The 13,482-nt window shown below is 60.8% G+C and carries 15 protein-coding genes and 1 pseudogene; 3 read left to right on the top strand and 13 right to left on the bottom strand.

The features are described from left to right. Nucleotides 1-14: 14 nt before the first annotated feature. The 7 genes from cobA to AS189_RS21055 all read right to left on the bottom strand — a co-directional run bounded on the left by cobA (nucleotide 15) and on the right by AS189_RS21055 (nucleotide 5,599). The gene (gene cobA, locus AS189_RS04540) at nucleotides 15-1,283 is read right to left on the bottom strand and encodes a uroporphyrinogen-III C-methyltransferase (protein WP_062286519.1); all 1,269 of its coding nucleotides are present in this window, start codon (nucleotides 1,281-1,283) and stop codon (nucleotides 15-17) included. A gap of 315 nt (nucleotides 1,284-1,598) precedes the next feature. Further along, on the bottom strand, nucleotides 1,599-2,495 hold the full coding sequence (locus AS189_RS04535) for an ABC transporter permease (RefSeq protein WP_062286518.1): 897 nt from the start codon (nucleotides 2,493-2,495) through the stop codon (nucleotides 1,599-1,601). Beyond that, nucleotides 2,488-3,309 carry an ABC transporter ATP-binding protein gene (locus AS189_RS04530; protein ID WP_082634074.1) on the bottom strand — a complete coding sequence of 274 codons (822 nt, stop codon included), beginning with the start codon at nucleotides 3,307-3,309 and terminating at the stop codon, nucleotides 2,488-2,490. The genes AS189_RS04535 and AS189_RS04530 overlap by 8 nt, the downstream gene beginning before the upstream one ends. Further along, complete coding sequence (locus AS189_RS20190; RefSeq protein ID WP_160320793.1) at nucleotides 3,306-3,476, bottom strand: hypothetical protein; 171 nt, start codon at nucleotides 3,474-3,476, stop codon at nucleotides 3,306-3,308. The genes AS189_RS04530 and AS189_RS20190 overlap by 4 nt, the downstream gene beginning before the upstream one ends. Nucleotides 3,477-3,564: 88 nt before the next feature. Then, a complete protein-coding gene (locus tag AS189_RS04525) occupies nucleotides 3,565-4,707 on the bottom strand; it encodes an ABC transporter substrate-binding protein (RefSeq protein ID WP_062286517.1) in 1,143 nt (380 codons plus the stop codon). Between the two features lie 53 nt (nucleotides 4,708-4,760). Then, nucleotides 4,761-5,351: a helix-turn-helix domain-containing protein gene (locus AS189_RS04520; protein WP_337589204.1), complete on the bottom strand. Its 591-nt coding sequence runs from the start codon at nucleotides 5,349-5,351 to the stop codon at nucleotides 4,761-4,763. Further along, the gene (locus tag AS189_RS21055) at nucleotides 5,276-5,599 is read right to left on the bottom strand and encodes a DUF6597 domain-containing transcriptional factor (RefSeq protein WP_337589203.1); all 324 of its coding nucleotides are present in this window, start codon (nucleotides 5,597-5,599) and stop codon (nucleotides 5,276-5,278) included. Before AS189_RS21055 ends, AS189_RS04520 begins: the two co-directional genes overlap by 76 nt. A gap of 72 nt (nucleotides 5,600-5,671) precedes the next feature. Between AS189_RS21055 and AS189_RS20185 the strand changes: the two genes are divergently transcribed. Further along, complete coding sequence (locus AS189_RS20185; protein ID WP_160320883.1) at nucleotides 5,672-6,178, top strand: VOC family protein; 507 nt, start codon at nucleotides 5,672-5,674, stop codon at nucleotides 6,176-6,178. A 585-nt stretch (nucleotides 6,179-6,763) separates the two neighbouring features. Here AS189_RS20185 and AS189_RS20595 read toward each other — a convergent pair. Then, nucleotides 6,764-7,126: pseudogene (locus AS189_RS20595) on the bottom strand (GTP pyrophosphokinase); the annotation flags it as partial. Between the two features lie 461 nt (nucleotides 7,127-7,587). On the opposite strand from AS189_RS20595, the gene AS189_RS04510 reads away from it, so the two are divergent. Beyond that, on the top strand, nucleotides 7,588-8,406 hold the full coding sequence (locus AS189_RS04510) for an alpha/beta hydrolase (RefSeq protein ID WP_082634073.1): 819 nt from the start codon (nucleotides 7,588-7,590) through the stop codon (nucleotides 8,404-8,406). A gap of 4 nt (nucleotides 8,407-8,410) precedes the next feature. On the opposite strand, the gene AS189_RS04505 is transcribed toward AS189_RS04510, so the two are convergent. The 4 genes from AS189_RS04505 to AS189_RS04490 all read right to left on the bottom strand — a co-directional run bounded on the left by AS189_RS04505 (nucleotide 8,411) and on the right by AS189_RS04490 (nucleotide 11,913). Beyond that, the gene (locus AS189_RS04505; protein WP_237759970.1) at nucleotides 8,411-9,088 is read right to left on the bottom strand and encodes an NUDIX hydrolase; all 678 of its coding nucleotides are present in this window, start codon (nucleotides 9,086-9,088) and stop codon (nucleotides 8,411-8,413) included. Nucleotides 9,089-9,279: 191 nt separating this feature from the next. After that, complete coding sequence (locus AS189_RS04500; RefSeq protein WP_062286515.1) at nucleotides 9,280-10,383, bottom strand: AAA family ATPase; 1,104 nt, start codon at nucleotides 10,381-10,383, stop codon at nucleotides 9,280-9,282. A gap of 2 nt (nucleotides 10,384-10,385) precedes the next feature. Next, nucleotides 10,386-11,042, bottom strand: coding sequence for a nicotinamide riboside transporter PnuC (gene pnuC / locus AS189_RS04495; protein WP_062286514.1), 657 nt, complete (start codon nucleotides 11,040-11,042; stop codon nucleotides 10,386-10,388). A 244-nt stretch (nucleotides 11,043-11,286) separates the two neighbouring features. After that, nucleotides 11,287-11,913 (bottom strand): TetR/AcrR family transcriptional regulator, encoded by a 627-nt coding sequence (locus tag AS189_RS04490; RefSeq protein ID WP_062286513.1) that lies wholly within the window; start codon nucleotides 11,911-11,913, stop codon nucleotides 11,287-11,289. Between the two features lie 146 nt (nucleotides 11,914-12,059). Between AS189_RS04490 and AS189_RS04485 the strand changes: the two genes are divergently transcribed. After that, complete coding sequence (locus AS189_RS04485; protein WP_062286512.1) at nucleotides 12,060-12,800, top strand: SDR family NAD(P)-dependent oxidoreductase; 741 nt, start codon at nucleotides 12,060-12,062, stop codon at nucleotides 12,798-12,800. Between the two features lie 72 nt (nucleotides 12,801-12,872). On the opposite strand, the gene AS189_RS04480 is transcribed toward AS189_RS04485, so the two are convergent. Beyond that, nucleotides 12,873-13,313, bottom strand: a complete 441-nt coding sequence (locus AS189_RS04480) for a VOC family protein (protein WP_062286511.1) — start codon at nucleotides 13,311-13,313, stop codon at nucleotides 12,873-12,875. Between the last annotated feature and the right edge of the window lie 169 nt (nucleotides 13,314-13,482).

Genomic DNA, 13,482 nt, shown 5'->3' with positions numbered 1-13,482 from the left:
GCTTATGGATAAGTCTAAGAGAGAGAACTGAGCGTTTCCCGCGTGCCGTAGTAGGCAGTGGCGATTTCCGCAGGTGCCAGCGGGCTAACCCTCACCACATCACCGACGACGACGACCGCCGGGTTGCGCACCTGGCCCGCCTGAGCGAGGCTCACGATGGTGCCAAGCGTGCCGATGGTGACGCGCTGATTCATGGCGAAACCATTTTCGATGATGGCGACGGGGCAGTCGCTGCCACGGCCAGCCGCCTCAAGGATGGGCATGGAGCGGTTCAGCGTGCCCACGCCCATGAGTAGCACCACGGTGTGATCGCTGCCGTGCGGGACGTTTTCAAGTTCTTCATGGCCGCTGATCATGGTGAATGCCTTGGCCAAGCCACGGTGGGTCACGGGTATTCCGGCTGCGGCAGGAACGCTGACGGCGCTGGTAACGCCGGGGACAACTTCCACATCCACCCCGTTTTCGCGGCAGGCAATGGCTTCTTCGCCGCCTCTTCCGAGGACGTACGGGTCACCGCCCTTGAGCCGGACCACGCGGTTCCCAGCCTTGGCTTCACGGACCAGGATGGCGTTGATTTCAGCTTGCGGCACAGGATGGTGGCCAGGGGTCTTGCCGACCTCAATGATTCTGACGTTTTCACCGAGTGTTTCCAGCAGTCCGCGCGGGCCCAGCCGGTCGGCAACTACTACATCGGCCTCAGCCAGAAGCCTGCGCCCGCGCACTGTAATAAGGTCTTCGGCGCCGGGCCCGCCACCAACCAGGGCTACCTGGCCGCGATGTTTGGCCAGCGAGTTGGCGTTATTGCGGTAGCGCTGCAGTGGCAGGTCACCGGTTTCAAGGGCTGCAGCAATGGCGTTGCGGATGGCCACTGCTCGCAGCGGGTCTCCCCCGGCATTGACAGCCACCTTGACGTCTTCCACGGTGGCCACGGCAGGTGTCCAGGCAGCAGATTCCTGAGCGCTGGAGTGGTTGACGCACCAGACGCGGTTGGCTTCGGCATCAGCAGCCACTTGGCGGTCCACGTCCTTGCTGTCCGAGGCTGCCACGGCGTACCAAGCATCGGACATGTCCATGGATTCATAGCCGCGTGCATGCCAACGCACCAAGCCGGCATCGGCCAATTCCCGTGCCGGGGCGCACAAGACCGGAGCCACCAGCGTGACTTGAGCTCCGGCGTCGAGCAATGCCTTGGCACGGCGTGCCGCAACAGTGCCGCCGCCCACCACCAGAACGGGGCGGCCCAGGAGCCGGAGCGAGGTTGGGTAAAGATCCACAATTGCCATGAAACAAAACCTTAGAGAAGTGAAATATCGGTGAACAAAGATTGCGTTACACCCGTTCACGCGGCGTCACGGAAGGACACATACCGTGGCACCACCAACAGCCCCGTGACGTGGCAGAAATCGGATTCGAAGTTGCAGATGAAGGGGGTGCTGATCCGGCGAAGGATTCCAAACTGCAGGTAACCGGGGTGCAGACCTGGCCAAGGATTCCAAACTGCAGCTAAACGGGGTGCAAGCCTTCGGTACCCCTGTTACCTGCTGTTTGGAATCGCTACCGGAGCGGGCAACAACACCAGGATTCGCGTGGACCAGCTGTTACCGAGTGCTCCCGGCCAGCAATCCGCGCCCTCGCAGGAGCCGCTTCTCCACGGGTGCAAAGGCCAATAGCTCCACGGCGATACCCACGAACAAGATGACCAGAATCGCCGACATCACAATCCCCATATCGGAGAGTTGGCGGCCCTGTTCCAGCAGCGAGCCCAAACCGAAGCCCAGGCTACCTCCCATGGCGATGATTTCGGCGGCCATGAGCGAGCGCCAAGAGAATGCCCAGCCCTGTTTGAGCCCGCCAACATAGCCAGGGAGCGCGGCGGGGAGCACCACATTCACGGCCATCTCCCAACGCGAGGCGCCCAGAATCTGGCCAACACGGCGGTACTGCGGCGGGATTTGATCCACGCCGGCAATCAGGCCGTTGATGATGGACGGGATAGCGCCCATGAACATGACGAAGTACACAGTGGCGTCGGTCAGGCCGAACCAGATGATGGCCGCCGGCACCCACGCCACGGACGGTAGCACCTGCAGTCCCGAAATGAGCGGGCCAAAGGCACGGCGCAAGAGCCGGACTTGGGACAGCAGCAGTCCGATCGGTGTGCCAACCACAATGCTGACAGTGAAGCCGATGATGCCGCGTTGCAGCGAGGTCCAGACTGCTTCCTGCGCCGTACCTGCCTGCCACAGGGCCCCCAGCGATCCCAGGACGTCCAGTGGCCCGGGCACCAGATCACGGCGACGCAGCCCCAACGAAACATAGAACTGCCAGGCCAGCAGCAGAACAATGAACGCGGCAAGTGGCAGGAGCACGCGGGAGAAATCGATCCGCCGACGTTCCACAGCGTCCGATTGCAGCGAATCAAGCCCGGCTTCGAGGGACCGCATTTCGTCGTCCGTGCCGCTCTTGAGCATCGGCGACGTTACTGTTTCAGGCATGTTTGCGGATCTCCTGGCGCAATCGGGTGGTGATGTCGGCGGTGAGCGCACCGGCCGCGGCGGCATCCGTGCGGTGTTCCTCGGAGACGTTCCATTCGGCCACAACGCGTCCCGGCCGGGACGACAACAACAGCACTCGCTGGCCCAATCGAACGGCTTCGCGGACGTTGTGGGTGACGAAAATAATGGTTCGGCCGGTCTCTTTCCACACACGTTCCAGCTCGTTGTGGAGCAGGTCCCGGGTAATGGCATCGAGCGCAGCGAACGGCTCATCCATGAGCAGCAACGGCCTGTCCTGGGCCAGCGATCTAGCGAGCGCCACGCGTTGGCGCATTCCGCCGGAAAGCTCATGCGGGCGCTTGTCCATGGAGTGGCCCAGGTTCACCAGCTCCAGCAGCTCGACGGCGCGCGCCTTGCGTTCAGCCCGGCCCACGCCCCGGAGTTTGAGTGCCAGTTCAACATTCCCGCGTGCCGTGAGCCAGGGGAAGAGCGATGCATCCTGGAACATGAACGCGGCGCCATCGGCCGGCACTTCCAAGGCACCGGAGGAGGGCCCATCCAGGCCGGAAATAATGTTCAGCAGCGTCGATTTCCCACAACCAGAGGCACCTAGCAGGGCCACGAACTCGCCCTGGCGAATGGTGGCATTGATGTCCTCCAGCACGGGGGCACCGGAGCCAAAGCTCTTGCCAAGGTTTTCAAGGACGACGACGGGTGCCCGGCCAGCGCTCTCGGCGCCGGGGTCTGCGCTTGAGACAGTTCCTGTGCCTGTACCTGTGCCGGCGTTGCCGTGCGCACTCAGCAGCTGCGTCATGATGCTCTCACTCCTGTCGCCGTGGTGGTGTGCTCAGCAGTGGTGGCTTGTGCAGCCGTGTTGTGTGATCCGGCGGCAACGGCCCCGGCCCCGATCAGGGCCAGGAGAATCGCCAAGATCAGGCTCTCCACACCGCGCCAGCGTCGCTGAGTTCCACTTTTTTCCATATCTAAACCGTAAGGAATTCGACTGCGCCGCTTCAATGAAACTGACACTCGGGGTCACGCTGGTTCACGGAACGTCACATTCTTAGATTCAGTCCAGCCCTGCCGCGGAGACCTCAGGCTGCTTATTCTTGGCCAGGACCTTATTTAGCGGTGCCAGGTCAAAGATTCCGGACAGATTGGCCTGTGTACCCACTCCCGCCGTGACGCCGTGGTCCAAGAGTTTGGGAAACGTTGCGGCTAGCGGATCGGCGGAGAATGTCAGTTCGCGAAGGGACCTGTCAATGACATCGTCGGCAAGGGCTTTTCCGGTCTGGGCCTTGAGCGCGGCGTTGACAGCCTGGGCAGCCTCGGAGGGGTGCTCATTGAGCCAGCTGATGGACTCCGCGTTGCCGGTCAGCAGGGACTCGATGGTTTCGGGATGCTTGTCCAGGTAGCTCTTGTTGACGATCAAAATGGTGGTGGGGAACTCGCCCTTGTCCCAGAGGTCTGCCTCATTGACCAGGACCTTGGCCCCTGCTTCAAGTACCAGACGTGAGGCCCAGGGCTCGGGCAGCCAAGCGCCGTCGATCTTTCCCTCTTGGAAGAGTTTTAAGGTGCTGGCATTGTCGGTGGGGTTGATCGTGACGTCGCCACCGCCGCTGGGAGTCGTGGCAAATCCTTCTCCGGCGAGCCATGACCTCAGGGCCACATCCTGAGTGCCGCCCAGTTGTGGGGTGGCCAGGACCTTGCCCTTGAGCGCTGCGGCCGTGGTAATTCCCTGTTTGACCACCAATTGAGCGCCGCCGCTGGTGGCGCCGGCGATGATGCGGATGGATTCGCCGCCGCTCTTGACGAATGAATTGATGGCGGGGTTGGGGCCTAAATAGGCGGCGTCGATGGCCCCGGCGTTGAGGGCTTCAACGGCCGCGGGGCCGGCATTGAATACTTGGGTTTCCAACGCTGTGGATCCCAGATTCTTTGCCAGAATGCCGTTGTTGACGCCGATAAGTGCCGGGGCGTGGGTGACGTTGGCAAAGTAGCCCAATTTCAAAGTCTCGGCTTGAGTAGGCGCAGCTACAGCTGTTTCGACGTTGCGGGACGCCGACGAGGCAACGGCTGCACCCGCGCCGATCAAGCCAATCAAGGTGGCGATGGCCGCAATCTCGATGCCGCGAATTTTGCGTCGGGTTTTTTGCCCGGCCACAATGCGGATGGTTTTTACTTCATTCGTCCCGGGCAAGTTTTCAGACATGGCTCAACGGTAGGGAAATTCCCGGAGCCGCTCAACGACTCTGACGCGCAGGGTCACGGGAATTCACGCCGCGTCACAAAAGCTTCCTCGTTGCTTCCCTGACCCACCGCACGCCGGTAGTTACCCGGTGTCAGCCCCAGAACTTTCTGGAAATCATGGGTGAGATGTGCCTGATCCACGTAGCCGAATTCAACGGCAATGCTTGCTAGGTCTGTCTCCGGTTGGGTGCGGGTACGTTCGGCGGCTTCCTGCAGCCGACGCCGTCGGATAAGGACTGAGGGACTGAGGCCCACATACTTTTGCGACAACCGCTGCAGAGTTCTCGTGGACATGGACAGCCGGGCTGCCGCGTCCTCGATCCGCACCACACTGGGGTTGCCGGCGATCAACTCAGCCATGGCGTTGGCGAGCCGAGCCTCCGGCGAAATCTCCGTAACGGTGTTGGCAAGCCACGCAGAAAATGCGGCGACAGCGTTTTCACGCCGGGTTTCAGGAAGCGTCCCCGCAGCTGGAGGCTCCATGGCCTGAACTACGGCGTTTTGAAGCTCGGGCAGCTCAAGGTCAACTTTTACATCCCGCAGCGTGGCCGGATTCCCGTGAAGAACGGAACGGCCGCGGGGCGCAACAGCGCGCCTACCGCCCATCCTCGTCCCGTCAGGTCCTGGTGGGAGAGTCGGGTTGTTGGTCCGGCGATTTCCACGTGATCCGCTTGGACCACCACATTGCAGGCCGCAAAAGCGATCACCTGCTGGCGTAAGCTCCGGCCAGGTTCAAGGTCCCATTCCGGTATCCAGAACCACTGAACCAGGTGTTCGAGGTGTTGGGGCGCGGGGAGACGATGGAAGGTTGGCAGGCTGGCGGGATACAGGATCCCTTTGAAGGAACTGGGCACCTCGCCAGTCTATGGAGCATGAAGTCGCGAATCTACAAGCACCTTTGAGTGCGGCTGCGTAGCCTCAAGTGCATGACTACTTCACAAGAAACAAACACCGCCGCCCATGGACAGAACACGACTCATGGGGTCCCCCATGGGCTCACCAGCCTGACCCCGTTCCTGAGCATCCCTCGAGCGGCCGAGGCCATCGAGTTTTACAAAGAAGTTTTTGGGGCCAGAGCCGTCTCTGTCACTGAATTCAACGGCGTGGTGGCCCATGCCGAGCTCGAGTTCACCAACGGCCATCTGCAACTTGGTGAACCGAGTCCCGCGTACCACTTGGTTCCCGCGCCCGTTGGTGAGGACGACTGCTATTCGCTGGGCTTGTACTGCGCCGACGTCGATGCCGTGTTGGAGCGGGCGGTCACGGCCGGCGCCACGGTGCGAGAACCCGCCACCAACTTTGTCTCGGGTGACCGCTTTGCCAGTATCCGAGACCCGTTTGGGGTCCGGTGGTCCATCCTGACCCGTGTCGAGGATCTTTCCGAAGAGGAAAGTGCCGCGCGCGTTGCCGAATGGGCGGCCACCCAAGGCTAACCACGGCAGCGGCACTCGGGCCGCGCCGTTTGGCCAGGCCGCCCTGAAGCGCCGGAAGGGACGTCGCCGTTCAGTCTTCTTGCTGGCTGTCCCACTCGGTGCGGAGCCGGCGGAGTCTCGATCGCAGCTTGGATTCGCGGTTCCTATCGCTGCCCACAAACTGGTGGCGTCCACGTACGATTCTCCGAAGGACTGCAGTAGCAGATCGTCGGCGATCCGCACCTGACCCGGGTTGAATCGGTATTCCATCAGCTTGGCCACCCGGTGCGGGTCGATGGAGCGGAACCAGTCTTCGGCCGCACTAACGGTATCGATCCCGTTGGCAGCCAGAACGTTTACCATCCAGTCGTACTGGTTTTCCTTGCTGCTGCGGTACTGCGGGAAGGCCCGTGTCAACACTCCCTGAAGGGATCCGGCGTCGAGAGTTTGAGTCTGCGGAACAGCATCAATGGCACCCTCGGACTGCAACCTCTTGAGAGTGTCGGAAATATTGACGAACTGCTGATCCGCCAGTTCAATCAGCGTAGAGGCCATGGTGAAGGCCCGGCTAATCTCGGCATTGTCGCCGCTGGAGCCCTTGAACCGGATGTCATGTTCAAATTCGGCCCAAGCGTGCTGAAGAACGGTGCGGATCTGAACCTCGAAGCGGTATCCGGCATAGTCCTTGCAGTTGGTGGGAGGATGATCCGCAGGCACTTCCAGCGTCAGATGCCGTCCTGCATAGCCAATACCACCGTTTTTACGCATCATGGCCGTTTTGTCTTCATCGTCGTGGCAGATGAATTGGCTGCTCAGGGCGATTGCCACGGCTTCAATGTCCGATTCCACATACAGAATGACGCGTACGCCAATCAAGTCATCAAGATTGGCTAGGCCACCGGGGTATTTCAGTTCGCCATCAGGGCCACGACGCATCATTTTCTCGGCCGCAGACTCAGGCTTCTTCACACGGAACTGCACGTCATGGTGGTTCAGTCCATCATCATGAAGCCTGCCCACAATGGTGTTGCGGATGGCCTGTGCGGCGTCCTTGAGCGTCTGTTCCCGAAATCGTGATTCATCCACTGCAATTCCCGCGACTTCCACGGCCTGACTTTCGATGGTGTCCCCCTTGCCAATCCAGGCCGCATGCTACATCCGGCCCTCCTTCAAATTCTCCCAGCTTTACCGGGCTTGTCCAGCTCAACCTTTACTGGGCTTGTCCAGCTCAACGGGCCCTGGTGAGCTTCGGTTCCCATGGCTGGCTGCTCCCCCACTGAACTGCCAAAGGCGTGCGAAGACGAACCGTGGCATACGCACGCTAAATCATCGAAGCGCTGCTCACAAATTGTGCCAAAAGTTACTAAGCGTGACGCCCGTCACTCTTAGCGTATTGCGTTTCGCACAGCGGTAATGGCTACCGTAGTGGCATGAACAGCCCCTCCCCCGTTCCGGTAGCTAATGCTGCTACGTACCCACCAGCCACTGCCGAACCGTCATTTCAGGATGATGATCTAACCTTCCGCGCATGCTCTGCATTGCACGGTTCAGAGTCATCAGAACAGGGTGCGCCGCTGCTGCTAGTTCTGCCCGGCGGCGGTTACCAGATGCATGCCGACCACGAAGGTACTCTTGTTGCCGATTGGCTCTCGAGTATTGGGCTCAACGCCCTCGTAGTCCGTTATCCCTTAGCGCCGCATCGGCACCCGAGCGGACTACGTCGCGTTCAGGATGTGCTCATCGCCGCTCGCACCGGCGCACTGGAGCTGGACATTGACCGCACGCGTATTGGCGTCATCGGATTTTCCGCAGGGGGCCATCTGGCGGCACTGGCTTCCACAGCTGCTGGCTCCGCCGAAACCTCAGCCGAGGCACGAGTTGACTTGTCAATCCTGGCCTATCCTGTCATCTCCATGACCAACCAACCTCACACTGGTTCACTCACCAATCTCCTGGGCAGTGACTCCACCATCAACGAGCAGCAAGCACTCAGCGCGGAGACCCTTGTCACCGCACAGACCCCGCCAACCTTCCTCTGGCACACGGCAGACGACGGCGGTGTCCCTGTCAGCCATTCTTTGCTGTATGCCAGCGCCTTGGCCGCTCACGACGTGCCGTTTGACTTGCATGTTTTTGAACGCGGCGAGCACGGCAAAGGGCTCGCCACCGGCCTGGGGGCCCTAGAAGCATGGACTTCACTGTGCCAATCTTGGCTGGCCGGGCACGGCTGGCTGCCCACACCACGTTAGCCTCTCAAACTCCTGCGCGCGGCCGGGACCACGGCGGAGATATCCACTCGCTGGCTACTGTGAAGAGCGACGCCGGAGCCCCCACTGCCTGCACCTTTCGTCCCGTCGGGGTCAAGGATGCGCGCATTTTCCGGGTGAAGTTCCCGGCCGGCAGTTCCGACTGCCACACCGCCGTATAGATGTCACGGAGTGCCGAAAGGGTGAATTCCTCCGGGACCAACTCCGCGGCGATGGTGGTGTATTCCATTTTTCCGGCGAGCCGTTCCAACCCGGCAGCCAAGATCTCTGCGTGATCGAAGGCCAGGCTTGTCCGATCCAGTTCATGGACGGGCAGCCACTGGGCGTCAGAGGCATCCGTGCCTGCCCGTAGTTCCACCAACCTGGCGCCGTCTCCAGCCAGCAGGACCAGATGCGCCACGGAGACCACCCGCATCCGTGGATCCCGTTGCGGTTCGCTGAAGGTGGCGAGCTGTTCCACAAACACGCGGTGTGTGCCCAGATCCAGCCCGGTTTCTTCAACGAGTTCCCGGTGTGCGGCGGACAAAGCGTCCTCTGCGGTCCCCACAAACCCGCCGGGCAGAGCCCAGCTACCCAAGAACGGCTGAGCACCGCGTTCAACCAGCGCCACGTGAAGCACCTTGTTGACTACCGCGAAGACCACCAGGTCTACGGTCAAGGCCACGGACGGGTAATCCTGGGGGTCATAGCCTGCCAGGAACGTGGCTTCTGTTACGGGTGGGCCCCCAACTCCGAGGGCCCCAGGGCGAGCTTCCGATGGGCCCCCAACTCCTAGGGCCCCGGGGCGAGCTTCCGATGGGCCCCCAACTCCGAGGGCCCCGGGGCGAGCTTGCGAGCCCTGGGAGGAGTTGGGGATCATGCTGCCACCGTCAGAACGGTGCGGTTCTGCCAGGCGGCCGAGGTGAACGTGTTTTGCTGGTTCAGCATGGCGTCGATGACAGCCGTGGCGGTGGCGAGGCGGCGTTCGGGGCTGCCGGTGACTAGGATCCATGAATGGCCTTCGTCGGTGAGTGTCTCCTTGAACCAGTCGGTCATTTCAGGGCGGCGGTGTTCGCCTTCGCGCCAACCGTCGTCCTCGAAATCGACGCCGTTGTGATCCGTCAGCAGGTACACGTCCCGGCGGGGTAAGTGAGTCTGGGCGCCGTACGATCCGTAGCTTCCATCGCCTAGGTAGTAGCGTTCCCAGAGCGTGGTGGCCAGAGCGTCGGTGTCCGCAATGACCAGCGGCGCGGCTTCAGCGGCGGCCTGTTCCAACTCGGTCTGGCGGTTGGCAATGATGCCGAAATCGGTAGCCGTCCAGACCAGATCCTCTACGGTAGCGTCGGCGTGCGTGCCCTGCAGCGCCTCAAGCAACTCGTAAGTGTAGTAGCGGCCGTATTCGGGAACGTCGGCGATCGCAGGGAATTGCTGGCGGTAGTGCGCCCGCAGGTCCTCGCTAAGCGTGGTGGTTCCTGTCGATTCCGCACCCACCACAATCACCCGGACAGCCAGTCCGCGCCGGGCTGCAGGAACCAGCTGGCACCAGTTCCCGCTCAGGTCCTCGCGGCACATAGTTCCACTGATGTGGTGGGTTTCGCGGGCCGGATCCACGGGGACGTGGACGGCGTCGAACGCTTGCGCTAAACGGTCTCCGTAGCTTTCCGAGGTGTAGACGGCGTCGATCTTCTTCACGCCGTGGGCCTTCAATGCCCAGCGCATGTTCTCCACCTGCGCGGCCCAAATCTCATCGCTGGCATAGTCTTCGGGGCAGTCGTTAAGGACGGGCACGATGGTGACGTTGGCGCCGTCGAACTCTTCTCTCAGCCAGTCCGCCCGCTGTGCCGCGGTGAGCGTTTCAAAGCGGCTCCCCTGGACGAGAACGTAAACATGGCCGGCACCGGCAGCTGCCGTTTCGATCAGGTGCCGGTGGCCGGCGTGGGGCGGGTAGAACTTACCAATGACGAGGGCGTTTGTGTTCATTTTCAGACTCCTGCCATTTCTCTATTGACGGGGTTTGCTGTGGTGCGGAGGCGGTTCCAGCCAACTAGGCCGTAGATGCACAAGGCCAAGAAACCAATGTATAGGATGCCTGTCAGGGCCAGTCCTCGGCTGAAGTAGAGCGGAATCGAGACCAGATCAATCATGATCCACACATACCAGTGTTGAAAAATCTTCTTGGCTTGGGCGTAGGTGGCCACGAGCGATGCAGCCAACACGAACGCGTCGGGGATGGGAACTTGCGAGTCAGTTCCCGCGTGCAGCAAGTAGGCTATGGCAGCCGTGGCGAGGACTGTTGCGCTCGCTCCCGCCGCGACTTCGGCTCGTGTTGCGTCTCGGATGGGCAGATCGTTGCTGCCAGCTTTTCCATGGGCTCCGCGCGACCACTTGATCCAGCCGAAGACGGCAATCGCAGCGAAGATGATCTGGAGGACTGTTTCACCGTAGAGGCCGGCGCCGAGGAAGAGGATTACGAAGGCAATGTTGTTCAGGATGCCGACGCCCCAGTTCCAGATCTTCTGCCGGGCCACTCCCCAGACACACGCGGCACCCGTAACGAAGCCTATGACCTCAACCCAGCTCACGGGATTGTTGATCAGCGTGAATGCGGTGGCGTTGAGCCAGTCGATGAGCGGTGTCATGAAGCCCTCCAAGGATTGTTATTATCAACTTGATAATAACAATAGCACTGGGCGTGGCTGGGCCGTCAACAACCATCGAGAAGCACTGCGTGAAGTGGCGATCACCGACCGGTGATTCGCATTCTCATCTCGGTCGGCATGGCGACGTGGGCCCGTAAAACCAAACGACGCGCGCTCCAGCTCCAGTAAACCGACAGGGTCACGCTAGCCTAGATAGGCACCCACGGCCCCAGACGTGCCGAACCTAAGCGATGGGCCACCAAGGCGGCATCAGCGCACGTAAATCTTCCATGAAGTCCCGTTCCGGGCGCGGCCCATCTTCCGAGATTCTGGTTTCGAAAGCGCCGACTACTGCATAAGCAAGAAACCGGGCTACCATGGCTACTGGAACTGGTCGGCCCGTCACTCCGCGAACCGTGATGCCACGGTGTTCGATGAGCAGCAACGCTGAGCGCTCAAAGTGGGATCCGAGCATTGAATGCAGAGCTGCGGAACCACTGCCCGATCCTAAGCCTTGGCGATAGATCCTTCGGCGGGCGTCGATATGCCCCACTACGCCGTGAGTGAGTTCACCCAAAGCGACCGCAATATCTCCGCAGGCGTCCAGATGTTCAGCCCGCACCACGTCCAACTCCGCGGAAAGGACTGACCGCAGCAGCGCCGCTGGCGAAGCGGCATGCTGATAAAAGGTGGAGCGGTTGATCCCCGCTTCTGCGGCCACCTGCGCGACCGTCACGGTGTCAATGTCACGCTCAGACGCGAGAGACAAAATAGCTACCGCTAGTTGCTCCCTACTACGTAGCGCCCGAGGATCCAACGCGGAGACATCTTCTTCCAAGGTCTTTTGAACCCCCTCCGGGTGTGTGTTCACTTAACCCTTCCGCTTAGTAATGCAGCACATCGCCCCTGGTCATTTGGGTTGTTCCAGCGTAGCCTAACAACTATCCGACAAGTGTTGGATAGTTGAATTTCTAATTGCCATGCTCAGGCGTGGCCCACGTGAATGAGGGTAAGACAATGAACCGATTTGCTGGACGTGTTGGCATCATCACCGGAGGCGCCAGTGGCATCGGACGTGCCACGGCTGTTCGCTTCGCAGCCGAGGGTGGCAGCGCCGTCGTCGCCGACGTGCAAGACCAATTGGCCAATGAAGTGGTTACTGAGATCGAGGCAGCCGGCGGTGTTGCTCGCGCACTTCACCTCGATGTGACGAGCGAAGAAGGCTGGGCCGATGCCGTGGCCTTCACGCTCGGCGAGTTTGGCCGGCTCGATGTACTGGTCAACAATGCTGGCATTGGCGACAACGAGCCCATTGAAGTCACTAGCCTCGAGACCTACAACAAGGTAATCGCGGTTACTCAAACCAGCGTTTTCCTTGGCGAAAAGGCAGCTGCAGAAGCCCTAAAGGCATCCGGCAACGGCGCCGTGGTCAATGTATCCTCCATGTTCGGGATCGTCGGCGGCTTTGGCACCTCACCTGCGTACGCGGCTGCAAAAGGCGCCGTGCGCACACTGACCAAAAACACCGCACTCGGCTGGGCCACCGAGGGTGTGCGTGTTAATTCAGTGCACCCAGGTTTCATTGAGACCCCCATCTTGGGCGAGACGGACCGTGAACTATTGACCGCAACCACTCCCATGGCTCGCCTAGGCCGCCCGGAAGACGTCGCCGCCGTCATCTTGTTCGCGGCCAGCGACGACGCCGCTTTTATGACTGGTTCCGAGTTGGTTGTTGACGGCGGCTATACCGCTCGATAGAAGGGACTAAAGGATCCTGCTGGTCGAGACTAGGGTCTCGACCAGCGGCAATCCCCGAGGCCTCAGCTACGGTTATTTCTCCTGCTGCTCAGAGAGGAACGCTTCGGGGCCCTGTTCGGCAGCCTTCGGGTCCATCCACAGGATGCTGAACCAGTTGCCGTCCGGGTCTTCGAAGTCGCGGGAGTACATGAAACCCATGTCTTGGGCAGGCCGAGGCTCTTTACCGCCAGCTGCCAACGCCTTCTCCAGCATCGCGTCAACGTCTTGACGGCTGTCACAGCTAAGAGCAGTCTGCACCTGCAATGACGTAGCCGGATCTGCAATGGGCTTGTCTGTGAACGTCGCGAAGAAGTCGTGCGTCAGCATCATGAGGTAAATATTCTCGTCAATCACCACGCAGGCGGCATTTTCATCCGTGAAGTTGGGTTCAATCTTCCATCCCAGCCCGGAGAAAAACTCCTTGGAGCGGTCAAGGTCCACGGTGGGAAGGTTGATGAATACTTGTGTGGTCATGATTATGACTCCCTCAACGGATTGTAGCCGGGACCGTAATTATTCGGATCACTTTATGCTTTCGGACGGCACCCCCGGTGTCAATGGATCTGCGCATCAAATGCTGTCGTTTCCGCTTGCTGCCGTGGGGGTAACGCACGGCAGCAGGCGGAAACGGTGGCATCGATGC

This window comes from Arthrobacter alpinus (assembly GCF_001445575.1).
Taxonomy (GTDB): Bacteria; Actinomycetota; Actinomycetes; order Actinomycetales; family Micrococcaceae; genus Specibacter; species Specibacter alpinus_C.
The sequence above is the reverse complement of the archived record's forward strand: the minus strand, read 5'-3'. Positions and strand labels throughout refer to the sequence as shown.

Excerpts from the sequence above, each read along its gene's own strand:
- cobA (WP_062286519.1), bottom strand. The coding sequence starts at position 1,283 with ATGGCAATTGTGGATCTTTACCCAACCTCGCTCCGGCTCCTGGGCCGC.
- AS189_RS04535 (WP_062286518.1), bottom strand. The coding sequence starts at position 2,495 with ATGCCTGAAACAGTAACGTCGCCGATGCTCAAGAGCGGCACGGACGAC.
- AS189_RS04530 (WP_082634074.1), bottom strand. The coding sequence starts at position 3,309 with ATGACGCAGCTGCTGAGTGCGCACGGCAACGCCGGCACAGGTACAGGC.
- AS189_RS20190 (WP_160320793.1), bottom strand. The coding sequence starts at position 3,476 with ATGGAAAAAAGTGGAACTCAGCGACGCTGGCGCGGTGTGGAGAGCCTG.
- AS189_RS04525 (WP_062286517.1), bottom strand. The coding sequence starts at position 4,707 with ATGTCTGAAAACTTGCCCGGGACGAATGAAGTAAAAACCATCCGCATT.
- AS189_RS04520 (WP_337589204.1), bottom strand. The coding sequence starts at position 5,351 with ATGGGCGGTAGGCGCGCTGTTGCGCCCCGCGGCCGTTCCGTTCTTCAC.
- AS189_RS20185 (WP_160320883.1), top strand. The coding sequence starts at position 5,672 with ATGACTACTTCACAAGAAACAAACACCGCCGCCCATGGACAGAACACG.
- AS189_RS04510 (WP_082634073.1), top strand. The coding sequence starts at position 7,588 with ATGAACAGCCCCTCCCCCGTTCCGGTAGCTAATGCTGCTACGTACCCA.
- AS189_RS04500 (WP_062286515.1), bottom strand. The coding sequence starts at position 10,383 with ATGAACACAAACGCCCTCGTCATTGGTAAGTTCTACCCGCCCCACGCC.
- pnuC (WP_062286514.1), bottom strand. The coding sequence starts at position 11,042 with ATGACACCGCTCATCGACTGGCTCAACGCCACCGCATTCACGCTGATC.
- AS189_RS04485 (WP_062286512.1), top strand. The coding sequence starts at position 12,060 with ATGAACCGATTTGCTGGACGTGTTGGCATCATCACCGGAGGCGCCAGT.
- AS189_RS04480 (WP_062286511.1), bottom strand. The coding sequence starts at position 13,313 with ATGACCACACAAGTATTCATCAACCTTCCCACCGTGGACCTTGACCGC.